The organism is Pseudomonas oryzae, from assembly GCF_900104805.1.
Lineage (GTDB): Bacteria > Pseudomonadota > Gammaproteobacteria > Pseudomonadales > Pseudomonadaceae > Geopseudomonas > Geopseudomonas oryzae.
Map to the genome: position 1 here is coordinate 1,228,711 of NZ_LT629751.1, position 21,450 is coordinate 1,250,160.

Sequence of the window (21,450 nt, forward strand, 5' to 3'; positions counted from 1 at the left end):
GCCTGGCGGGCCATATGGAGAGCCGTCCGATGCTTCGCCCTGTTCTGTACGCCGTGCTGTCGCTGCTGCTCGGCGGACCGCTGCACGCCGCGCCGCTGCCGCTGTTCGACTTCGCCAGTCCCGGGCCGGCGGTGGCCCTCGCCACCGACAACGCCGCGCTGGCGGCCGGTGCCGCCGAGCTGACCGCGCAGGGCGAGGCGTTGCGCCGGGTGACCTTCGCCGCCGGCGATATGGCCAGCCTGCGCCTGACTCCGCTCGCAGGCAGCTGGGACTGGTCTGCGGCCAGCGCCCTCAGCCTGCGCCTGCAGAGCGCGATGGACTGGGCGCTGACCCTCGACGTGAAGATCGAGAGCGCCGACGGCCAGGTGCTGAGCAGTCGCATCGCCCTGCCATCCGGCCCGGCGCAGGAGCTGCTGGTGCCGCTGCAGGCCGGTTCGCCGCGCGGCCAGGGCATGCGCTCCGCGCCGCCGATGCCGTGGGGCGAGGGCGAGCGGCGCACCCTGCTGGCCACCCAGGTGGACGGCCGGCTCGACCGCAGCCGGGTGGTGGCGGTCACCTTGTCCCTCGACCATCCCAATGCGCCGCAGAGCCTGCTGCTCGGCCGCGTCGGCGTGCGCAGCGAGGCGGATCTGCAGCAGGCCGCCTATGCCGGCATCGTCGACGGCTACGGCCAGTTCAGTCGCGGGCAGTGGCCGGAGAAGATCGCCAGCGACGCCCAGCTGCGCGAGGCGGCGGTGACGGAGAACCTCCTGCTGCAGCGCTGGCTGGCCGAACGGCCGCGCCAGGACCGCTTCGGCGGCCTGCTGGATGGCCCGAGCTTCGCCGCCAGCGGCTTCTTCCGCACCGAGAAGCGCGACGGCCGCTGGTATCTGGTCACCCCGGACGGCCATCCGTTCTACTCCCTCGGCGTCAACGCGATCAGCGCGGTGCAGAGCGCCACCTACGTCGAGGGCCGCGAGGCGATGTTCGCCGAGCTGCCGGCGCCCGGCAGCGCGCTGGCCGCCTACTACGGCGTCGGCGACAGCCGCCGCGGCACCGGCGCCAGCCGCGATCTGGGCTTCGCCCACGGCCGCTGGTTCGACTTCTACCGCGCCAACCTGCGGCGAAGCTACGGCGCGCCGGCCTGCAGCGGCGCGCCGGAGTGTGGCGACTTCGACAGCCCGCGCTGGACGGTGCACACCCTGGAGCGCCTGCAGGCCTGGGGCTTCAACACCATCGGCAACTGGAGCGACGCCACGCTGGTCGACGCGCGACGCGTGCCCTACACCCTGCCGCTGCTGATCGCCGGCAACTTCGCCACCGTCAGCACCGGCCTCGATTTGTGGGGCGGCATGCCCGACCCGTTCGATCCGCGCTTCGCCGAAGCCGCCGAGCGCGCCGTGCGGGTCGCCAGCGCGGGGCACGCCGACGATCCCTGGCTGATCGGCTACTTCGCCGACAACGAGCTGGCCTGGGTCGGCATCGGCGAGCCGTTGCGCGCGCGCTACGCGCTGGCGCTGGGCAGCCTGCGCCTGGGGCCGGAGTCGCCGGCCAAGCGCGCCTTCGTCGAGCAGCTGCGCGGCCGCTACGCCACCGCGCAGGAGCTGGCGGCGGCCTGGGGCATCGCGCTGGCCGACTGGAGCGTGCTGGAGGGCGCGGGTTTCGCGGCACCGTTGCCGGAGGCCGGGCATCCGGCCATCGAGGAGGACCTGCAGCGCTTCCAGCGTCTGTACGCCGACACCTACTTCCGCATCGTCGCCGAGCAGCTCGCGGCGCAGGCGCCCAACCACCTGCTGCTCGGCGGGCGTTTCGCCGGCACCATTCCGGAGGCGGTGGACGCCTGCGCCCGCCATTGCGACGTGCTGAGCTTCAACTTCTATACCCGCGAGCCGCAGCACGGCTACGACTTCGCCGTGCTGCGCGCACTGGACAAGCCGCTGCTGATCACCGAGTTCCACTTCGGCTCGCGCGACCGCGGGCCGTTCTGGGGTGGCCTGCAGGAGGTGTGGACCGAAGAGCAGCGCGGCCCGGCCTATGCGCACTACCTGGCGCGGGCGCTGGAGGAGCCGAGCATCGTCGGCCTGCACTGGTTCCAGTACCTCGACCAGCCGGTCACCGGCCGCCTGCTCGACGGCGAGAACGGCCACCTCGGCCTGGTGGCGATCACCGACCGGCCCTATTCCGGCTTCGTCGCGGCGGTGCGGGAGGCCAACCGGGCGGTCGCCGCGAAACTGACCGGCGATGAGCGGGCGGCCAGCCGCTGATCGGCCGGCGATCCCGCCCGCCAGGCGCGGGTTACAGGACGATCCCCAGCAGGCGTTTCAGCAGCTCCTCCAGGGGCATCATGGTCAGCAGCAGAGGCCCCACCGGCAGCAGGGTGGTGATCGCGAGACGGATGATCACATCGCGGGTGACCGGGGCGAGGCGCATCTCCTGCACCACCGCGAAGCTGTTGCCAAGGTCGGCGAGCGACTGGATATCGCCGCTGCCCACCAGTGGTTCGTCAGGCGCGGCGCCACCGCGCAGCCATTTGCGGTCGAATTCGCGCACGTAATTCATCGCCAGCCCGCCGTATTCGCGCAGGCCGACCCGTTTGGCCGCGGCCAGCTGGGCGGTGAAAACGAACAGCGGGGCGAGTACCAGCATCTGGATGAACGTGACCACCAGGGCAATCTCGGCCTTGTACGCCGGCAGAGTGGTGCCGAGGTGGATGACCCGGTTGGCCAGAATGCCGGCCAGCAGTGCGCCGTGGGCAAGCGCGAGCGGCATGAAGGCGTAGGCCGAGTTGGCCAGGAAGCCCAGCCCGCCGACCCGGTCCGGGTGGGTCGGGATCAGGTTCAGCTCGATGCGCGATACCTGCCAGAGAAAGCGCATCCAGATGGCGATGCGGAAGAACCAGCGCACCAGCAGGAACTGGAATACCGGCACGCTGACATAGCCGTACCAGACCCCGGCCAGCGACAGCTCGAACCCCGAATCGGTCGGCACCGTATACCAGGAGGCGGTATCCAGCACGGCGAACTGGCGCCAGATGACGAGCACGCCCAGCCCGTAGACCAGCGCGATGAGCAGCGCCTCGGCGGTCACCGAGTTGCGCAGGCGCATGGCGGAGGCGATGGCGGATTCGAAACGACTCCGCTCGTGGTCCGCAACCAGCCCCCGCGCGAGGAATTGCTGCACCACCGGACGGATGCGCTGGTGCACGACCAGTTCGGCGACGATCAGCAACGGCATCGCGATCAGAAAGCGGATATGGACTTCGAAATCCATGAGGAAGGGAATGGCCACTCCGCCATCCAGCAACCGCCCCTCCAGCGCCGAGAACAGCAGCAGCGGCAGCCAGGCGAACAGGGCGATCACCACTATGCGCTTGCGCACCAGTTCGAGCGTATCGCCCGAGAGGTGGGCGCGGCGGAACAGCTGAAACAGCGGGCCGCCGAGCACCAGCGAGAAGTCGCCCGGATCGCTGGCGAACTGTGCGGACGGTGGCGGGCGGCCATTGCTTGACTTCATGGATGGCTCCGATGCCGTGTCGATGTTCCGGTTTGCCCCGCTCAGAGCGGGCCCAGATAGTCCTGCTTGCCGACCTCGACGCCATGGTGGCGCAGGATTGCGTAGGCGGTGGTCAGGTGAAAGAAGAAGTTGGGCAGGGCGAAGGTCAGCAGGTAGGCCTGCCCGCTGAAGTGGATTTCCCGCTCGTGCGCCTTGAGCACGATGGGCCGCTCCTCGCTGCCGTCGACCTGGGTTGCCGTTATCCCCTGCAGGAAGGTCAGCGTCCTGGCGATACGCTCCTGCAGCTCGGCGAAGCTGCTTTCCGTGTCGGCAAAGCTCGGCACTGCGATGCCGGCCAGGCGCGCGGCGCAGCCCTTGGCGGTGTCGGAGACGATCTGCACCTGACGCACCAGCGGAAACATGTCGAGGGCGAGGCGGGCATCCAGCAAGACCGCCGGGGCGATCTTGCGCGCTTCGGCGTGGGCGGCGGCCTTGCGCAGCAGGGCGGCGAGGTTTTCCAGCCCGCGGCAGAGCACGGGGATGGAGGCCTGGTACATGGACAGGGACATTTTCGACTCCTTGGCGGGATCGCCGGCACCGGCTTGCGCGGTGCCAGCTCCCTTCAGGTTAGTCGACGACGTGCCGTGCAGCCGCCTGTCGCCGGGGCATGCGCAGGGATTCGCGCAACCGCCACTGGGCGGCGCGCATGCTGTCGCTGGAGGTGTGCTGTCTGGGGACGGGTATTCCCGGTGCGGCCGCCGAAAGCATGCCCGGCGGCGAATTCTCAGGCTGTGTCCGCACTGGCTGTTGCGCGGGGTAATGACCGAGAGATGTTCACTTGCAGGGCGATGCCGGGACTCGCTCGGTAGCGCCGTGACTGGCTGACCACCGTGCGGAGCCCCGCCGGCCGGCGGGGCTCCCGGGCCGGGCCGGTCAGAAGGCCTCGGCGACAGCACCCCGCGCCGGCAGCGACCGCGCGGCCGTAGCGGGAGCCGCGCTGCGGTAGCTGGCGCTCTCCTCGCCGACCTTGAACAGCGCCACGGTCTGCACCAGCTCCTCGGCCTGGCTGTGCAAGCTGGTCGCGGCGGCGGCCATCTCCTCGACCAGGGCGGCGTTCTGCTGGGTGGCGTGATCCATCTGGGTGATGGCCAGGCCGACCTGGCTGACCCCGGCGCTCTGTTCGCGGCTGGCGGCGCTGATCTCGCCCATGATGTCGGTGACCCGCTGGATGGCCTCGACCACGTCCTGCATGGTGCTGCCGGCCTGGTCGGCCAGGCTGCTGCCGGCGGCGACGCGCTCGACGTTCACCGCGATCAGCTGCTTGATCTCGCTGGCGGCGTCGGCCGAGCGCTGCGCCAGGGTGCGCACCTCGTTGGCCACCACGGCGAAGCCGCGGCCCTGTTCGCCGGCACGCGCGGCCTCGACCGAGGCGTTCAGCGCGAGGATGTTGGTCTGGAAGGCGATGCCGTCGATCACGCTGATGATCTCGGACATCTTGCGGGAGCTGTCGTCGATCTCGCGCATGGTGTCGACCACCCGGTCGACCACCGAGCCGCCGCGCACGGCCACGTCGGAGGCGCTCATCGCCAGCTGGTTGGCCTGGGCGGCGCCCTCGGCATTGTTCTGCACGGTGCTGCCCAACTGCTCCATCGAGGCGGAGGTTTCCTCCAGGGCGCTGGCCTGGCTTTCGGTCCGCGAGGACAGGTCCCCGTTGGCCTGGGAGATCTGCGCGCTGGCGACCGCGACGCTCTGCGAGCCCTGGCGCACGTTGGCGACCACCGCGCACAGGCTGTCCTGCATGTGCTTGAGCTGGGCCATCAGGCTGTTGTCGTCGCCGTCGCGCAGACGGATCGGCTGGCTCAGGTCGCCCTGCGCCACGCGGCTGGCGATGGCCGCGGCATCCTCGGGGTCGCCGCCGATCGGGCGCAGTACCATGCGGTTGAGGGCGATGCTCAGGCCGACGGAAACCAGCACGATGCTCAGCAGGCCGAGCGCGATGGCCACGTTGCGCAGGATGGCGATGCCGGCCAGCACCTCGTTCTCCGGCACGTTGGCGACGAAGGCCCAGGGCGTGCTGGTCGCGCCGACCTTGAACGGGACATACAGGCGCGTCACCTCGGTGCCCAGGCGCGCGTCGATCAGGCTCTCGCGGTGCATCTGGCCGGCGGCGATCAGGCCGCGCTGCTCCTCGCTGAAGCCGGCGTCGGTCATGTCGCGGCCGACGTTGGCCGGGTCGCGGTCGGCGACGACGATACCGGCGTTGGACAGCAGGGTCGCGTAGCCGGTATCGAACAGGCGCAGCTTGCCGACCATCTCCTGCAGGCTGGCCAGCGCGATGTCGACGCCCGCCACGCCGAGGAAGCGGCCGTCGACGATGATCGGTACGGTCAGGGTGGTGATCAGGGTTTCCTTGCCGGCCACGGTGTAGAGGTAGGGGTCGAGCAGCACCGGCTGGCGTGTCTGCTTGGCCAGCTGGTAGTAGTCGCCGGCGCCGGACTTGTCATAGTCGATCAACGGCTCGACCTGCAGGCTGCCGGCGCCACGATTCCAGTAGGGCACGAAGCGACCGCTGGCATCGTGACCGGCGGTGTTGGCGTACTTGGCATCCTTGCCGTCGAAGGCATCGGGCTCCCAGCCGCTCCACACCCCGAGGAGACCGGGATTGCCGGCCAGCACGCCGCGCAGAATGGTGTTGGCCGTCTCGCGGTCGGCCTTGCCGCTGCTGCGCAGGCTGCCGAGCGTGTCGGCCAGTACATGGGCGGTGTTGAGGGCGCGCTCGATGCTGAGCGAGACGGCCGAGCTTTCGTGCTCGGCCCGCTCGCGGGCGTAATCGAGCGCCGTGTCGTTCTGCAGGGAGGCCGCCTGCTGGCTGAGCACCGTCACGGTGGCGGCGAAGCCGACCAGTACGATGGATACCACGCATGCCAACAGCCTGGCGCGCAGGCTCATCTTCTTCCTTTCCAAGATTCAACCTCTCGACTCGTCAGGGTGACGCACGGAGCAACGCACCACGCTGGTAGCGCGGGGGCGGTCCCGGCATGCCGTGCGGACAGTCCGGCTGCCCGGCACAGATCCCGGCAGGCGCAGGGGTAGACGCCTTGCGCTGGGATTTGTGTGACGAATGTCTCACATGTTTTGCATTGCGAGAAGTGTCGCCTTGACAGATATTCGAATTGGTCTACGTGCTCCGGTATCGGCACGGCCGGTGCCGGCTCAGATCGCCACCAGCCCGCGCACGCCGTCGGCTTCCATGCTCTCGCCGCGGCCCTGCTGGACGATCTCGCCGCGCGACATCACCAGGTACTGGTCGGCCAGTTCGGCGGCGAAGTCGTAGAACTGCTCGACCAGCAGGATGGCCATGTCGCCGCGCGCGGCGAGCCGCCTGATCACCGCGCCGATCTCCTTGATCACCGAGGGCTGGATGCCTTCGGTGGGTTCGTCGAGGATCAGCAGGCGCGGGCGGCTGGCCAGCGCGCGGCCGATGGCCAGCTGTTGCTGCTGGCCGCCGGAGAGGTCGCCGCCGCGGCGGTGCTTCATCTCGCGCAGCACCGGGAACAGCTCGTAGATGGATTCCGGCACTGCCTTCGCCTCGCTGGCGCTGAAGCGCGACAGCCCCATCAGCAGATTTTCCTCGACGGTCAGGCGGGCGAAGATGTCGCGGCCCTGCGGCACGTAGGCGATGCCGGCATGCACGCGCTGGTGCGGCTTGTAGCCGGTGATCTCGGCATTTTCCCAGAGGATCTTCCCGTCCTTTGCCGGGATCAGGCCCATCAGGCATTTCAGCAGGGTGGTCTTGCCCACCCCGTTGCGGCCGAGCAGGCAGGTGACCTCGCCGACTTTCGCCTCGAACGACAGGCCGCGCAGGATGTGGCTGCCGCCGTAGTACTGGTGGAGTTGCTGGACTTGCAGCATGTGTCTGTCCTCTTGCAGGGGACGCCGGGGCGTCCCGTCAACATTGCCGGGTCTGCCTGGTGCGCACGGCGCACCCTACCGGGCACGCTTCGTAGGGTGCGCTGCGCACCCCGTGCATCTCAGCGCCCCAGATACACCTCGATCACCCGCTCGTTGGCCTGCACCTGCTCCAGCGAGCCTTCGGCCAGCACGTGGCCCTGGTGCAGCACGGTGACGTGGTCGGCGATGGAGCCGACGAAGCCCATATCGTGCTCGACCACCATCAGCGAATGCTTGCGCGACAGCGAGGTGAACAGCTCGGCGGTGAACTCGGTCTCGGCGTCGGTCATCCCCGCCACCGGCTCGTCGAGCAGCAGCAGGTGCGGCTCCTGCATCAACAGCATGCCGATCTCGAGGAACTGCTTCTGGCCGTGGGAGAGCAGGCCGGCCGGGCGCTTGCGCGCGCCTTCCAGGCGGATGGTGGCGAGCACCTCGTCGATGCGGTCGCGCTGTTCGCCGGTCAGCCGCGCGCGCAGGCTGGCCCACACCGACTTGTCGGTCTTCTGCGCCAGTTCGAGGTTTTCGAACACGCTGAGCGCCTCGAACACCGTCGGCTTCTGGAACTTGCGGCCGATGCCGGCCTGAGCGATCTCCACCTCGCTCATCCCGGTCAGGTCGAGCTGCTCGCCGAACCAGGCCTGGCCGCTGTCCGGGCGGGTCTTGCCGGTGATCACGTCCATCATGGTGGTCTTGCCGGCGCCGTTGGGGCCGATGATGCAGCGCAGCTCGCCGACGCCGATGTACAGGTTGAGGTCGGTCAGCGCCTTGAAGCCGTCGAAGCTGACGTTGATGCCCTCGAGGGTGAGGATGGTGCCGTGGCGGACGTTGACGCCCTTGCCGACCAGATGGCCGGTGTCCAGCGGCAGGTCGGCCTGGTGGGTGGTGGCGGCGTTCATTGCTCTTTCTCCTTGCGCAGCAGACCGATCACGCCCTTGGGCAGGTACAGGGTGACGACGATGAACAGGGCGCCGAGGAAGAACAGCCAGTACTCGGGGAAGGCCACGGTGAACCAGCTCTTCATGCCGTTGATCAGCCCGGCGCCGAGCAGCGGGCCGATCAGCGTGCCGCGCCCGCCGAGGGCCACCCACACCGCCGCCTCGATGGAATTGGTCGGCGACATCTCGCTGGGGTTGATGATGCCCACCAGCGGCACGTACAGCGCCCCGGCCAGGCCGCACAGCACGGCGGACAGCACCCAGATGAACAGCTTGTAGCCGCGCGGGTCGTAGCCGCAGAACATCAGGCGGTTCTCGGCGTCGCGCAGCGCGGTGAGCACCCGGCCGAACTTGCTGCGCGCCAGGCGCAGGCCCAGGTACAGGCTGCCGGCCAGCAGCGCGACTATGCACAGGAACAGCACGGCGCGGGTGCCGGTGGCGGTGATGTCGAAGCCGAGCAGGGTGCGGAAGCTGGTGAAGCCGTTGTTGCCGCCAAAGCCCGTCTCGTTGCGGAAGAACAGCAGCATGCCGGCGAAGGTCAGCGCCTGGGTCATGATCGAGAAGTACACGCCCTTGATCCGCGAGCGGAAGGCGAAGAAGCCGAACACCAGCGCCAGCAGGCCGGGCGCCAGCACCACCAGGCACAGGGTCCAGAGGAAGCTGGACGTGCCGTACCAGTACCAGGGCAGCTCGGTCCACGACAGGAAGGTCATGAACGCCGGCAGGCCGTCGCCCGCGCTTTCGCGCATCAGGTGCATGCCCATGGCGTAGCCGCCGAGGGCGAAGAACAGCCCGTGGCCGAGCGACAGCAGCCCGGCGTAGCCCCACACCAGGTCGAGGGCCAGGGCGACCACCGCGTAGCAGAGGATCTTGCCGACCAGGGTCAGGGTGTAGGCCGAGACGTGCAGGGCGCTGCCGGCCGGCAGCAGGTGCAGCAGCGGCAGGGCGACCAGCACGGCGAGCAGCGCCAGGCCGAGGGCGAGCGCCGCGCGCGGGCCGAGCTGGCCGGCGGCGCGCGCCAGCAGGCTGTTGTTGAGTGGCGTGGGGTTGAGAGGCATGTTCATCAGTCGATCACCCGGCCCTTGAGGGCGAACAGGCCCTGCGGACGCTTCTGGATGAAGAGGATGATCAGCGCGAGGATGAGGATCTTGCCCAGCACGGCGCCGATCTGCGGTTCGAGGAGCTTGTTGGCGATACCCAGGCCCGAGGCGGCCATCACCGTGCCGGCCAGCTGGCCGACGCCGCCGAGCACCACCACCAGGAAGGAGTCGATGATGTAGCTCTGGCCGAGGTCCGGGCCGACGTTGCCGATCTGCGACAGGGCCACGCCGCCGAGGCCGGCGATGCCCGAGCCGAGGCCGAAGGCCAGCATGTCCACCCGCCCGGTCGGCACGCCGCAGCAGGCGGCCATGTTGCGGTTCTGGGTGACCGCGCGCACGTTGAGGCCCAGGCGCGTGCGGTTGAGCAGCAGCCAGGTCAGCACCACCACGCCCAGGGCGAAGCCGATGATCGCCATGCGGCTGTAGGGCAGCACCAGGTTGGGCAGCACCTGCAGGCCACCGGACAGCCAGCTCGGGTTGGCCACCTCGACGTTCTGCGCGCCGAACAGCACGCGCACCGCCTGGATCAGGATCAGGCTGATGCCCCAGGTGGCCAGCAGGGTTTCCAGCGGGCGGCCGTAGAGGTGGCGGATCACCGTGCGCTCCAGCGCCATGCCGATGGCGGCGGTGACCAGGAAGGCCAGCGGCAGCGCGGCCAGCGGGTAGAGGTCGAGGTAGCCGGGGGCGAACTTCTGGAAGGCGCCCTGCACCAGCCAGGTGGTGTAGGCGCCGAGCATCAGCATCTCGCCGTGGGCCATGTTGATCACCCCGAGCAGGCCGAAGGTGATGGCCAGGCCGAGGGCGGCGAGCAGCAGGATGGAGCCGAGCGACAGGCCGCTGAACGCCTGGCCGAGCAGTTCGCCGACCAGCAGGCGGCGCTCCACCTGATGCAGGCTGGTTTCGGCCGCCTTGCGCACCCGGGCGTCGCTTTCCGCGCTGGCCAGCAGCGCCTCCAGGCGGGTGCGCGCCAGCGGCTCGCCGCTTTCGCCGAGCAGGCGCACGGCGGCCAGGCGTACCGCCGGGTCGGCGGCAGCCAGTTGCAGGTTGGCCAGCGCCAGCGCCAGGGCGTCGCGCACGGCGTCGTCGTCCTCGGCGGCCAGGCGCGCGTCGAGCAGGGCGAGCTGCGCCGGCTTGGCGCTCTTCTGCAGTTGCCGGGCGGCGGCCAGGCGCACCGCCGGCGCGGCGTCGAGCAACTGGTGGCTGGCCTGGGCGCTGGCGAGCAGGGCGCGCAGGCGGTTGTTCAGGCGCAGCGGTTTCGGCGTGCCTTGCGGCTGGGCCGTGTCTTCGACGGCGACGAAGCGGCCGTCCTGGGCGATGAACGGCTGTCTGGCGCTGTCGCCGGCCAGGCGGCCCTGTTGCAGGGCGTCGAGCAGCGGCAGGCGCTCGGGGGCGGGCGCGGCGGCCCAGTCTTCGAGCAGCTGGGCCTGGCGCGCCGGGCTGGCGGCGACGAAGTCGGCGGCGTCGCCGGCGTGCGCCGCGAAGGGCAGCCACAGCAGCAGGCTCAGCAGGATTCGGGTAAGGGGGGTGGGCATGGGTCTGTCCTGAATATCCCGATGACGGCTCGGGACCCTGTAGGAGCGGGCTTGCGCTGGTCGCCACGCGCTGCGTGGCAAGCCATGGCGGAACGCTGCGCGTTCCAGCGGCGTTCCCACGCGGAGCGTGGGAACGGTCGAGCAAGGTCGCTTAGTTCGACTTCACCGCGTAGTCCGGCTTCTTGTCGTTGCCGGGGATGAACGGGCTCCACGGCTGGGCGCGCAGCGGGCCTTCGGTCTGCCAGACCACCGAGAACTGGCCGTCCTCCTGGACCTCGCCGATCATCACCGGCTTGTGCAGGTGGTGGTTGGTCTTGTCCATGGTCAGGGTGTAGCCCGACGGCGCCGCGAACGACTGGCCGGCGAGTGCCTCGCGCACCTTGTCGACCTCGGTGGTGCCGGCCTGCTCGACGGCCTGCGCCCACATGTGGATGCCGACATAGGTGGCCTCCATCGGGTCGTTGGTCACCGCCTTGTCGGCGCCCGGCAGGTTCTTCGCCCTGGCGTAGGCCTGCCACTTGTTGACGAACTCGCTGTTGGCCGGGTTTTCCAGCGACTGGAAGTAGTTCCAGGCGGCGAGGTGGCCGACCAGCGGCTTGGTGTCGATGCCGCGCAGCTCCTCCTCGCCGACCGAGAAGGCCACCACCGGCACCTCGGTGGCTTCCAGGCCCTGGCTGGCCAGTTCCTTGTAGAACGGCACGTTGGAGTCGCCGTTGACCGTGGAGATCACCGCGGTCTTGCCGCCGGCGGCGAACTTCTTGATGTTGGCGACGATGGTCTGGTAGTCGCTGTGGCCGAACGGGGTGTAGACCTCCTCGATGTCCTTGTCGGCCACGCCCTTGGACTTGAGGTAGGCGCGCAGGATCTTGTTGGTGGTGCGCGGATAGACGTAGTCGGTGCCGAGCAGGAAGAAGCGCTGGGCGCCACCGCCGTCCTCGCTCATCAGATACTCGACCGCCGGGATGGCCTGCTGGTTCGGCGCCGCGCCGGTGTAGAACACGTTGGGCGACAGCTCCTCGCCTTCGTACTGCACCGGGTAGAACAGCAGGCCGTTGAGTTCCTCGAACACCGGCAGCACCGACTTGCGCGACACGCTGGTCCAGCAGCCGAACACCACGTCGACCTTGTCCTGGGTCAGCAGCTGGCGGGCCTTCTCGGCGAACAGCGGCCAGTTGGAGGCCGGATCGACCACCACCGGCTCGAGCTGCTTGCCGTTGACCCCGCCCTTGGCGTTGATCTCCTCGATGGTCATCAGCGCCATGTCCTTGAGCGAGGTCTCGGAGATGGCCATGGTGCCGGACAGCGAATGCAGGATGCCGACCTTGATGGTTTCGGCGGCCTGCACGGTGAAGGGGAACAGGCCGCTGAGCATCAGGGCGCTGGCGGCGAAGGCGGACTTGAGCAGGGGACGGCGTTGCATGCGGTGAATCTCCGGTGGGCGTTGGATGGGACACAGCATGGTCCGCCGGCCGCCCGGGGCGTTATACGCAGCATTACGTAAGCGCCTACGTCATCTGACGTATCCAGCCGCTGCGCCCTGATGGTGCATCCTCTGCCCCATGAAGAGATCTTGGTGCACATCCCTGGCGTCAGGCCGGCCCGACTGGGTCGCGGCGGGCCTGCGCATGGCGAAAAGCGGCTCCGTAACGGGGCAGGGCACGCTCCTTGCAGGTGCGCCGCACCCGCTCCAGGAAATCCCCGCCGTGCACGCCAACGGACCCCAGCGCATCGTCAACATCCGCCGCGACTACAACAGCTGGGTAGCCGACGAGACGCGCGAAGACTACGCCCTGCGCTACACGCCCGCCTCGTTCCGCAAGTGGTCGGAGGGGCGCATCGCCAACACCGCGCTCGGCACCCTGTCGTTCCTGGTGCTGGAGGCCATCGGCGCCACCCTGGTGCTCAACTACGGCTTCACCAACAGCCTGTGGGCGATCCTCGCCATGAGCCTGGTGATCTTCCTCACCGGCCTGCCGATCAGCTACTACGCCGCGCGCCACGGCATCGACATGGACCTGCTGACCCGCGCCGCCGGCTTCGGCTACATCGGCTCGACCATCACCTCGCTGATCTACGCCAGCTTCACCTTCCTGTTCTTCGCCCTCGAGGCGGCGGTGATGGCGGTGGCGCTGGAGATGTACTTCGCCATCCCGCTCGGCCTCGCCTACGTGGTCAGCGCCCTGGCGGTGATCCCCCTGGCGGTCTACGGGGTGACCCTGATCAGCCGCCTGCAGGCCTGGACCCAGCCGCTGTGGCTGCTCCTGCTGCTGGTCCCGTATGCCGCGGTGCTGCTCGCCCATCCGCAGCTGCCCGGCGAACTGGCGGGCTTCGCCGGCAGACAGGGCGACAACGGCTTCGATCCGCTGGCCTTCGGCCTGGCCTGCACCCTGGTGCTGGCGCTGGTCACGCAGATCGGCGAGCAGGTCGACTACCTGCGCTTCCTGCCCGAGCAGACCGCCGCCAACCGCGGCCGCTGGTGGGCGGCACTGCTGCTCGCCGGCCCCGGCTGGATCGTCCCCGGCGCGCTGAAGATGCTCGGCGGCGCACTGCTGGCGGTGCTCGCCCTGCAGTACGGGGTGAGCATGGAGCACGCCGACGAGCCGGCGCAGCTGTACCGGGTGGCCTACCAGCAGCTGTTCGCCGACCCGCACTGGGCGATGGCGGCGATGATGCTGCTGGTGGTGGTGTCGCAGCTGAAGATCAACGTCACCAACGCCTACGCCGGCTCGCTGGCCTGGTCGAACTTCTTCGCCCGCGTCACCCACAGCCACCCCGGGCGGGTGGTCTGGCTGGTGTTCAACGTCGGCATCGCCCTGATGCTGATGGAGCTGGGCGTGGTCGAGACCATCGAGCAGGTGCTCGGCCTGTACGCCAACGTCGCCATCGCCTGGATCGGCGCGATGGTCGCCGACCTGGTGATCAACAAGCCGCTCGGCCTGTCGCCCCGGCTGATCGAGTTCAAGCGCGCCTACCTGCACGACATCAACCCGGTCGGCGTCGGCGCCATGCTGCTCGCCTCGCTGCTGGCGATCGTGGCCTACGCCGGCCTGTTCGGCGCACAGGCGCAGGCCATGGCGCCGCTGATCGCCCTCGGCACCGCGCTGCTCGCCGCGCCGCTGCTGGCCTGGCTGACCGGCGGGCGCTACTACCTGGCCCGCGCCCACCAGGCGCAACTGCTGCACCCGCACCGCCAGCAGGACAAGGTCGAATGCGGGGTGTGCGGCAACCCCTACGAGGAACCGGACATGGCCTGGTGCCCGGCCTACGCCGCGCCGATCTGCTCGCTGTGCTGCTCGCTGGACGCGCGCTGCGGCGACCAGTGCAAGCCGCGCGCGGCGCTGCACGAGCGGCTGCAGGGCTGGCTCGGGCGCCTGCTGCCGGGGGTCGCCGTGCCGCGCCTGCACACCCGCCTGCTGCACTACCTGCTGGTGTTCGGCCTGATGGGCGTGCTGCTCGCCGGCGCCCTGGCGCTGGTCTACGGCCAGGTCGCCCAGGGACTGGCCGCCGATGCGCTGCAGCCCCTGCAGCAGGGCTTCCTCAAGGCCTTCCTGATCCTCGCCCTGTTCGTCGGCGTGCTGGCCTGGTGGGTGGTGCTCAACCGCGAGAGCCGCCGGGTGGCGCTGGAGGAGTCGAACCGCCAGACCCGCCTGCTGATCCAGGAGATCGACGCGCACCGCCAGACCGACGCCCAGCTGCAGCAGGCCAAGGAAGCCTCCGAGGCGGCCAACGCGGCGAAGAGCCGCTACGTCACCGGGCTGTCCCACGAGCTGCGCACGCCGCTCAACAGCATCCTCGGCTACACCCAGATCCTGCGCCGCGACGCCAGCCTCGGCGAACGCCAGCAGGAGGCCCTCGCCACCATCCACCGCAGCGGCGCGCACCTGCTGTCGCTGATCGACGGCCTGCTCGACGTGGCGCGCATCGAGGCCGGCAAGCTCAACCTCGAACCGTGCGAGATCGACTTCGCCGAGTTCGTCGACCAGCTCGGCAAGATGTGCGCCCTGCAGGCCGCCGAGAAGGGCCTGACCTTCCACCTCGAGCGCAGCGGGCAGATGCCGGCGGTGGTGCGCGGCGACGAGAAGCGTCTGCGCCAGATCCTCATCAACCTGCTCGGCAACGCGGTGCGCTACACCGAGCGGGGCAGCGTCACCCTGCGCGTCGGCTACCTGCGCCAGACCGCCACCTTCGAGATCCTCGACACCGGCATCGGCATGGCCAGCGAACAGCTCGAGCGCCTGTTCCAGCCCTTCGAGCGCGGCGACCCGCTGCGCCAGGACGAGGGCCTGGGCCTGGGCCTGAGCATCGCGCGCATGCTCAGCGTGCTGATGGGCGGCGAGCTGACGGTGAGCAGCATGCCGGGGCAGGGCACCCGCTTCCAGCTGCGCCTGTACCTGCCGGCGGTGCGCGTGCCGCAGGCGCTGCTGGCCGAGGAGCACGACATCGTCGGCTACCGCGGCCCGCGCCGGCGCATCCTGGTGGTCGACGACCACCTCGAACACCGCAAGGTGCTGGCCGGCCTGCTCGAACCGCTGGGCTTCGACATCGCCATGGCCGCCAGCGGCCAGGAGGCGCTGAGCCAGGTGTCGCTGCTCAACCCCGACCTGATCCTCATGGACCTGTCGATGCCGCAGCTGGACGGCTGGCAGACCAGCCGGCTGATCCGCCAGTCGGTCGGCTCGCAGGCGCCGATCATCGTGGTCTCCGCCAACGCCTTCGCCGACGAGGGCGCGCGCCGCCTCGATCCGGCCTGCGACGACTACCTGGCCAAGCCGGTGCACGGCCCGGCGCTGCTGGAGAAGATCCGTCTGCACCTGGGCCTCGACTGGCTGCGCCGCGAGAGCGCCGAGCCGGCGCCCACCCGCGAGCTGGAGCTGCCGGCGCAGGCGCTGGCCGAGCTCGGCGAGCTGGCCGCGCTGGGCTACGTGCGCGGGGTGATCGAGCGGCTCGACCGTCTGGAGCAGGAGCAGCCGGGCTGCGCACCGGCCATCGAGCGCCTGCGCGGCCTGGCCCGGCGCTTCCAGCTCGACGAACTGGCGCGCTGCCTGGCCCAGGCCACCCCGCGCGCCGCGCAACCCCCGCTGGAGTCCTCGCCATGAATCTTGTCGAACGCGCCGGACAGAGCATCGTGCTGATCGTCGACGACCTGCCGGACAACCTGGCGCTGCTCTCCGACGCCCTCGAGCAGGCCGGGCACATGGTGCTGGTGGCCCTCGACGGCGCCACCGCGCTGGAGCGCATGCAGCGCCTCAAGCCCGACATCGTCCTGCTCGATGCGCGGATGCCGGGCATCGACGGCTTCGAGACCTGCCGGCGGATCAAGGCGCGCGCCGAGTTCGAGGACGTGCCGGTGCTGTTCATGACCGCACTGACCGAGAGCGAGCACGTGCTGGAGGGCTTCGCCGCCGGCGGCGTCGACTACGTGACCAAGCCGATCCATCCCGAGCAGGTGCTGGCGCGGGTCGCCTCGCACCTGCGCACCGCCCGCGCCCTGCGCCAGGCCCGCGAGGCCGCGCAGCCGCCGGCGGCGCCGGACGCCGAGGCGGTGCGCGCCGCGCTGACGCGCCGCTACCAGCTCACCGCCCGCGAGGTGGAGGTGCTGGAGTGGGTGGCCTGCGGCAAGACCAACCGCGACATCGGCGAGATCCTCGGTCTCAGCCCGCGCACCGTCAACAAGCATCTGGAGCACGTCTACGTGAAACTCGGCGTGGAAACCCGCACCGCCGCCGCCTCGGTGGTATTGGCCATGGGGGGCAGCCGCGGATGAACAGCCCGAACCTGGCGCCGCCCGACACGACCACCCGCTTCGCCCCGGCCGACGACGGCTGGCGCGCCCAGCTGGCCCTGCGCTTCCGGCCGCGCGGGGCGCGTACCGAGCTCACCGGCCGCCGCCACTTCGGGCCGCTGACCGTGCAGCGGCCGTTCTTCCCCGAGGGGGCGCCGGCGCACATCTACCTGCTGCACCCGCCGGGCGGGGTGGTCGGTGGCGACCGCCTGCACCTGGACGTCCGCCTGGAGGAGGGCAGCCACGCGCTGCTGACCATGCCCGGCGCCACCAAGTTCTACCGCAGCGCCGGGCCGACCGCCTACCTGGAGCAGCACTTCCATGTCGCCGCCGGCGCCACCCTGGAGTGGCTGCCGCAGGACGGCATCCTGTTCCCCGGCGCCCGGCTGCGCCTGGAAAGCCGCTTCCACCTGGAGCCCGGCGCCCGGCTGCTGGCCTGGGAAACCCTGTGCCTGGGCCGTCCAGTGATGGGCGAAGCCTTCGACAGCGGCCGGCTGGACAGCCTGCTGGCGGTGGAGCGGGGCGGCGACCCGCTGCTGCACGAGCGCCTGCGCCTCGACGGCGGCCGGCTGGACAAGCTCGCCGGCCTGCCGCTGCTGGCCACCTTCCTCGTCGCGCCCGGCAGCGCGGCACTGCTGGAGCTGGCCCGCGAGCAGCTTGCCGGCCTGCCGCAGCCGGCCGGGGCGACCCTGCTCGACGACTACCTGCTGGTGATCCGTCTGCTCGACGCCGACAACCAGCGCCTGCAAGCCACCCTGCAGCGGCTGTGGCACGCCCTGCGCCCGGCCGTCACCGGCCTGGCGCCGTGCCCGCCGCGCATCTGGGCCACCTGAGGGACACACGATGGAACTGACCCCGCGAGAGAAAGACAAGCTGCTGCTGTTCACCGCCGCGCTGCTGGCCGAACGCCGTCTGGCGCGCGGCCTCAAGCTCAACTACCCGGAAGCGGTGGCGCTGATCAGCGCCGCGGTGCTGGAAGGCGCCCGCGACGGCCGCACCGTCGCCGAACTGATGGAGGCCGGCCGCCAGGTGCTCAGCCGCGAGCAGGTGATGGACGGCGTGCCGGAGATGATCCCCGACGTGCAGGTCGAGGCGACCTTCCCCGACGGCACCAAGCTGGTGACGGTGCACAACCCGATCATTTGATGACGCGCATTCGTAGGGTGGGTAACGGCGCAGCCTTACCCACCGTTGGCGGGGATGGTGGGTAATCGCTGGCGCGAGTTACCCCCTACGCCGCTGTGGACTCAGGAGAGAACCATGATTCCCGGAGAAATCCAGGTCGCCGCCGGCGACATCGAGCTGAACGAGGGCCGCGAGCGGGTGACGCTGTCGGTGGCCAACCACGGCGACCGCCCGGTGCAGGTCGGCTCGCACTACCACTTCTACGAGGTCAACCCGGCGCTGGTGTTCGAGCGCGAGCAGGCCCGCGGCTTCCGCCTCGACATCGCCGCCGGCACCGCCGTGCGCTTCGAACCGGGCCAGGCGCGCAGCGTCACCCTGGTAGCGCTGGCCGGCAAGCGCGAGGTCTGGGGCTTTCGCGGCGCGGTGATGGGCCGGCTGGAGGACAACGCATGAGCCGCATTTCCCGGCAGGCCTACGCCGACATGTTCGGCCCCACCGTCGGCGACCGCGTGCGCCTGGCCGACACCGCGCTGTGGGTGCACGTCGAGCAGGACTTCACCATCTACGGCGAGGAAGTGAAGTTCGGCGGCGGCAAGGTGATCCGCGACGGCATGGGCCAGGGCCAGATGCTCGCCGCCGACTGCATGGACCTGGTGCTGACCAACGCGCTGATCATCGACCACTGGGGCATCGTCAAGGCCGACATCGGCGTGAAGAACGGCCGCATCGCCGCCATCGGCAAGGCCGGCAACCCGGACATCCAGCCCGGCGTGACCATCGCGGTCGGCCCGGCCACCGAGGTGATCGCCGCCGAGGGCAAGATCGTCACCGCCGGCGGCATCGACTCGCACATCCATTTCATCTGCCCGCAGCAGGCCGAGGAGGCGCTGACCTCCGGGGTGACCACCTTCATCGGCGGCGGCAGCGGGCCGGCCACCGGCACCAACGCCACCACCTGCACCTCCGGCCCCTGGTACATCGCGCGCATGCTGCAGGCCGTCGACAGCCTGCCGGTCAACGTCGGCCTGCTCGGCAAGGGCAACGTCTCGCAGCCCGCGGCGCTGCGCGAGCAGATCGCCGCCGGCGCCGTGGGCCTCAAGCTGCACGAGGACTGGGGCTCGACCCCGGCGGCAATCGACTGCTGCCTGGGCGTGGCCGAGGAAACCGACACCCAGGTGGCGATCCACACCGACACCCTCAACGAGTCCGGCTTCGTCGAGGACACCCTGGCCGCCATCGGCGACCGCACCATCCACACCTTCCACACCGAGGGGGCGGGCGGCGGCCACGCGCCGGACATCATCACCGCCTGCGCCCACGCCAACGTGCTGCCGTCGTCGACCAACCCGACGCTGCCCTACACCATCAACACGGTGGACGAGCACCTCGACATGCTGATGGTCTGCCATCACCTCGACCCGAGCATCGCCGAGGACGTGGCCTTCGCCGAGTCGCGCATCCGCCGCGAGACCATCGCCGCCGAGGACATCCTCCACGACATCGGCGCCTTCTCGATGACCTCCTCGGACTCCCAAGCAATGGGCCGGGTCGGCGAGGTGGTGCTGCGCACCTGGCAGGTGGCGCACAAGATGAAGCTGCAGCGCGGCCCGCTGGCGCAGGACTCGGCCTACAGCGACAACTTCCGGGTCAAGCGCTACATCGCCAAGTACACCATCAACCCGGCGCTGTCCCACGGCATCGCCCACGAGGTCGGCTCCGTCGAGGTCGGCAAGCTGGCCGACCTAGTGCTGTGGTCGCCGGCGTTCTTCGGCGTCAAGCCGGCGCTGGTGATCAAGGGCGGGATGATCGCCACGGCGCCGATGGGCGACATCAACGGCTCGATCCCCACCCCGCAGCCGGTGCACTACCGGCCGATGTTCGGCGCGCTCGGCGCGGCGCGGCATGCCACGCGGATGACCTTCCTGTCGCAGGCCGCCATCGCCTCCGGCGTGCCGCAGCAGCTCGGCCTGCGCAGCCTACTCGGCGAGGTGCGCGGCTGCCGCAGCGTGCGCAAGAGCGACATGGTGCACAACGGCCATCTGCCGCAGATCGAGGTGGACTCGCAGACCTACCAGGTGCGCGCCGACGGCGAGCTGCTGGTCTGCGAGCCGGCCGAGTCGCTGCCGATGGCGCAGCGTTACTTCCTTTTTTGAAGCGGGGACGAGAATGATCCGACTGACCCGACGCCTGGAAACGGGCACCCCGAGCGCCACCCTGACGCTCGATCTCGACAGCCGCATCAAGAGCCGGCTGCGCGTCACCCTCGACGACGGCCGCGAAGCCGGCCTGTTCCTCGAACGCGGCCAGCTGCTGCGCGGCGGCCAGTTGCTCGGCGCCGAGGAGGGCGGGGAGGTGGTGCAGGTGATCGCCGCCGCCGAGCGGGTCTCCACCGTGCGCTGCGCCGATCCGCTGCGCCTGGCGCGCGCCTGCTACCACCTCGGCAACCGCCATGTGCCGCTGCAGATCGAGGCCGGTTTCGCCCGCTACCAGCACGACCATGTGCTCGACGACATGGTGCGCGGCTTCGGCCTCGAGGTAGTGGTCGAGCAGGCGCCCTTCGAGCCGGAGGCCGGCGCCTACCAGAGCGCCCCGCACGGCCACAGCCATGGCCACGAGCACCGTTTCGTGCTCGCCCCCGGCCAGCACCCCCACTGAATCCCGTACCCGGAGCCCCACCATGCAAAAGACCCTTGCCTTCGTCCTGTCGCTGGCCGCCGCGCCGGCCTTCGCCCATGTCGGCCACGCCCATACCAGCGAGCACGGCCTCCTCCACTACCTGCTCGGCACCGACCAGATGCTGCTGGGCATCGCCATCGCGCTGGTCGCCGGGCTGGCCTACTGGCTGCGCCCGCGCTGGTGACGGTGGCCAGGCGATGAGTGCCGATCTGCATCTGCTGCGCCTGCTGCAGCTGGCCAGCCCCAACCTGCCGGTGGGCGGCTTCACCTACTCGCAGGGCCTGGAGTGGGCGGTGGAAGCCGGCTGGGTCCGCGGCGCCGAGGGCTTCCGCGCCTGGCAGCGCGAGCAGCTGGAAGACACCCTCGGCCATCTCGACTGGCCGCTGCTGGCGCGTCTGTACCGGGCCTGCCGGGATGACGATGCCGCGGCCTTCGCGCGCTGGAGCCGCTTCCTGCTGGCCAACCGCGAGACCGCCGAGCTGCGCCTCGAGGAACGCCAGCGCGGCCAGGCGCTGGCGCGGATGCTCGACGGCTGGCAGCTGGCCCAGGCCCCCGAATGGCGGCAGAGCATCGAGCTGAGCCAGCTCGGCGGCATGGCCTGGTTGGCCGCGCACTGGGACATCCCGCTGCGCCAGCTGGCCCTCGGCCACGGCTTCGCCTGGCTGGAGGGCGCGGTGATGGCCGGGGTCAAGCTGGTGCCCTTCGGCCAACAGGCCGCCCAGAGCCTGCTGCGCGACCTCTGCGCGGAGCTGCCCGCCGTGCTCGAGCAGGCCCTCGAACTGCCCGACGAGGCGCTCGGCGGCGGCCTGCCGCTGCTGGCCATCGCCTCGGCCCGGCATGAAACCCAATACACCCGCTTGTTCCGTTCCTGAGGAAGA

Annotated in this window: 18 protein-coding genes and 1 pseudogene; 10 read left to right on the forward strand and 9 right to left on the reverse strand. The window is 70.2% G+C overall.

From position 1 onward, the window contains the following. Positions 1-29: 29 nt before the first annotated feature. Positions 30-2,243: a beta-agarase gene (locus BLT78_RS05595; RefSeq protein ID WP_090348015.1), complete on the forward strand. Its 2,214-nt coding sequence runs from the start codon at positions 30-32 to the stop codon at positions 2,241-2,243. Positions 2,244-2,274: 31 nt separating this feature from the next. Here the strand turns inward: BLT78_RS05595 and BLT78_RS05600 are convergent, their stop codons facing one another. The 9 genes and pseudogenes from BLT78_RS05600 to urtA form a co-directional block, all read right to left on the reverse strand. Beyond that, positions 2,275-3,492: a hypothetical protein gene (locus tag BLT78_RS05600; RefSeq protein ID WP_090348016.1), complete on the reverse strand. Its 1,218-nt coding sequence runs from the start codon at positions 3,490-3,492 to the stop codon at positions 2,275-2,277. A 41-nt stretch (positions 3,493-3,533) separates the two neighbouring features. Beyond that, positions 3,534-4,040: a DUF1993 domain-containing protein gene (locus BLT78_RS05605; protein ID WP_090348017.1), complete on the reverse strand. Its 507-nt coding sequence runs from the start codon at positions 4,038-4,040 to the stop codon at positions 3,534-3,536. Positions 4,041-4,404: 364 nt separating this feature from the next. Next, on the reverse strand, positions 4,405-5,682 hold the full coding sequence (locus BLT78_RS21955) for a methyl-accepting chemotaxis protein (RefSeq protein ID WP_408003109.1): 1,278 nt from the start codon (positions 5,680-5,682) through the stop codon (positions 4,405-4,407). Next, positions 5,677-6,420: pseudogene (locus tag BLT78_RS21960) on the reverse strand (PDC sensor domain-containing protein); the annotation flags it as partial. The gene BLT78_RS21955 and the pseudogene BLT78_RS21960, both read right to left, overlap by 6 nt. A gap of 264 nt (positions 6,421-6,684) precedes the next feature. Beyond that, positions 6,685-7,383: an urea ABC transporter ATP-binding subunit UrtE gene (gene urtE / locus BLT78_RS05615; RefSeq protein ID WP_090348019.1), complete on the reverse strand. Its 699-nt coding sequence runs from the start codon at positions 7,381-7,383 to the stop codon at positions 6,685-6,687. Between the two features lie 119 nt (positions 7,384-7,502). Then, positions 7,503-8,318: an urea ABC transporter ATP-binding protein UrtD gene (urtD, locus tag BLT78_RS05620; protein ID WP_090348020.1), complete on the reverse strand. Its 816-nt coding sequence runs from the start codon at positions 8,316-8,318 to the stop codon at positions 7,503-7,505. Beyond that, entirely contained in the window at positions 8,315-9,421 is a 1,107-nt protein-coding gene (gene urtC / locus BLT78_RS05625; RefSeq protein WP_090348021.1) for an urea ABC transporter permease subunit UrtC, read from the reverse strand. Before urtC ends, urtD begins: the two co-directional genes overlap by 4 nt. Beyond that, positions 9,421-10,989 carry an urea ABC transporter permease subunit UrtB gene (gene urtB, locus BLT78_RS05630; RefSeq protein ID WP_090348022.1) on the reverse strand — a complete coding sequence of 523 codons (1,569 nt, stop codon included), beginning with the start codon at positions 10,987-10,989 and terminating at the stop codon, positions 9,421-9,423. Before urtB ends, urtC begins: the two co-directional genes overlap by 1 nt. Positions 10,990-11,140: 151 nt before the next feature. Then, positions 11,141-12,409: an urea ABC transporter substrate-binding protein gene (urtA, locus tag BLT78_RS05635; protein ID WP_090348023.1), complete on the reverse strand. Its 1,269-nt coding sequence runs from the start codon at positions 12,407-12,409 to the stop codon at positions 11,141-11,143. Positions 12,410-12,692: 283 nt separating this feature from the next. On the opposite strand from urtA, the gene BLT78_RS05640 reads away from it, so the two are divergent. The 9 genes from BLT78_RS05640 (at position 12,693) to BLT78_RS05680 (ending at position 21,444) form a co-directional block, all read left to right on the forward strand. After that, on the forward strand, positions 12,693-16,085 hold the full coding sequence (locus tag BLT78_RS05640; RefSeq protein ID WP_231975715.1) for an ATP-binding protein: 3,393 nt from the start codon (positions 12,693-12,695) through the stop codon (positions 16,083-16,085). Continuing rightward, positions 16,082-16,753, forward strand: a complete 672-nt coding sequence (locus BLT78_RS05645; RefSeq protein ID WP_090348025.1) for a response regulator transcription factor — start codon at positions 16,082-16,084, stop codon at positions 16,751-16,753. The genes BLT78_RS05640 and BLT78_RS05645 overlap by 4 nt, the downstream gene beginning before the upstream one ends. After that, on the forward strand, positions 16,750-17,604 hold the full coding sequence (locus BLT78_RS05650) for an urease accessory protein UreD (protein WP_090348026.1): 855 nt from the start codon (positions 16,750-16,752) through the stop codon (positions 17,602-17,604). The genes BLT78_RS05645 and BLT78_RS05650 overlap by 4 nt, the downstream gene beginning before the upstream one ends. 10 nt (positions 17,605-17,614) lie before the next feature. Next, entirely contained in the window at positions 17,615-17,917 is a 303-nt protein-coding gene (locus BLT78_RS05655; RefSeq protein WP_090348027.1) for an urease subunit gamma, read from the forward strand. Between the two features lie 114 nt (positions 17,918-18,031). After that, entirely contained in the window at positions 18,032-18,349 is a 318-nt protein-coding gene (locus BLT78_RS05660; RefSeq protein WP_090348028.1) for an urease subunit beta, read from the forward strand. Further along, positions 18,346-20,049 carry an urease subunit alpha gene (gene ureC / locus BLT78_RS05665; protein ID WP_090348029.1) on the forward strand — a complete coding sequence of 568 codons (1,704 nt, stop codon included), beginning with the start codon at positions 18,346-18,348 and terminating at the stop codon, positions 20,047-20,049. Before BLT78_RS05660 ends, ureC begins: the two co-directional genes overlap by 4 nt. Before the next feature lie 13 nt (positions 20,050-20,062). After that, positions 20,063-20,551, forward strand: coding sequence for an urease accessory protein UreE (gene ureE / locus BLT78_RS05670; protein WP_090348030.1), 489 nt, complete (start codon positions 20,063-20,065; stop codon positions 20,549-20,551). A gap of 22 nt (positions 20,552-20,573) precedes the next feature. Then, positions 20,574-20,756 carry a hypothetical protein gene (locus BLT78_RS05675; protein WP_090348031.1) on the forward strand — a complete coding sequence of 61 codons (183 nt, stop codon included), beginning with the start codon at positions 20,574-20,576 and terminating at the stop codon, positions 20,754-20,756. Positions 20,757-20,769: 13 nt separating this feature from the next. Continuing rightward, positions 20,770-21,444, forward strand: coding sequence for an urease accessory protein UreF (locus tag BLT78_RS05680; protein ID WP_090348032.1), 675 nt, complete (start codon positions 20,770-20,772; stop codon positions 21,442-21,444). Positions 21,445-21,450 lie beyond the last annotated feature (6 nt).

What these genes read in the sequence shown, in the direction of transcription:
- BLT78_RS05595 (WP_090348015.1), top strand. Translation starts at nt 30, where the DNA reads ATGCTTCGCCCTGTTCTGTACGCCGTGCTGTCGCTGCTGCTCGGCGGA.
- BLT78_RS05600 (WP_090348016.1), bottom strand. Translation starts at nt 3,492, where the DNA reads ATGAAGTCAAGCAATGGCCGCCCGCCACCGTCCGCACAGTTCGCCAGC.
- BLT78_RS05605 (WP_090348017.1), bottom strand. Translation starts at nt 4,040, where the DNA reads ATGTCCCTGTCCATGTACCAGGCCTCCATCCCCGTGCTCTGCCGCGGG.
- BLT78_RS21955 (WP_408003109.1), bottom strand. Translation starts at nt 5,682, where the DNA reads ATGACCGACGCCGGCTTCAGCGAGGAGCAGCGCGGCCTGATCGCCGCC.
- urtE (WP_090348019.1), bottom strand. Translation starts at nt 7,383, where the DNA reads ATGCTGCAAGTCCAGCAACTCCACCAGTACTACGGCGGCAGCCACATC.
- urtD (WP_090348020.1), bottom strand. Translation starts at nt 8,318, where the DNA reads ATGAACGCCGCCACCACCCACCAGGCCGACCTGCCGCTGGACACCGGC.
- urtC (WP_090348021.1), bottom strand. Translation starts at nt 9,421, where the DNA reads ATGAACATGCCTCTCAACCCCACGCCACTCAACAACAGCCTGCTGGCG.
- urtB (WP_090348022.1), bottom strand. Translation starts at nt 10,989, where the DNA reads ATGCCCACCCCCCTTACCCGAATCCTGCTGAGCCTGCTGCTGTGGCTG.
- urtA (WP_090348023.1), bottom strand. Translation starts at nt 12,409, where the DNA reads ATGCAACGCCGTCCCCTGCTCAAGTCCGCCTTCGCCGCCAGCGCCCTG.
- BLT78_RS05645 (WP_090348025.1), top strand. Translation starts at nt 16,082, where the DNA reads ATGAATCTTGTCGAACGCGCCGGACAGAGCATCGTGCTGATCGTCGAC.
- BLT78_RS05650 (WP_090348026.1), top strand. Translation starts at nt 16,750, where the DNA reads ATGAACAGCCCGAACCTGGCGCCGCCCGACACGACCACCCGCTTCGCC.
- BLT78_RS05655 (WP_090348027.1), top strand. Translation starts at nt 17,615, where the DNA reads ATGGAACTGACCCCGCGAGAGAAAGACAAGCTGCTGCTGTTCACCGCC.
- BLT78_RS05660 (WP_090348028.1), top strand. Translation starts at nt 18,032, where the DNA reads ATGATTCCCGGAGAAATCCAGGTCGCCGCCGGCGACATCGAGCTGAAC.
- ureC (WP_090348029.1), top strand. Translation starts at nt 18,346, where the DNA reads ATGAGCCGCATTTCCCGGCAGGCCTACGCCGACATGTTCGGCCCCACC.
- ureE (WP_090348030.1), top strand. Translation starts at nt 20,063, where the DNA reads ATGATCCGACTGACCCGACGCCTGGAAACGGGCACCCCGAGCGCCACC.
- BLT78_RS05675 (WP_090348031.1), top strand. Translation starts at nt 20,574, where the DNA reads ATGCAAAAGACCCTTGCCTTCGTCCTGTCGCTGGCCGCCGCGCCGGCC.
- BLT78_RS05680 (WP_090348032.1), top strand. Translation starts at nt 20,770, where the DNA reads ATGAGTGCCGATCTGCATCTGCTGCGCCTGCTGCAGCTGGCCAGCCCC.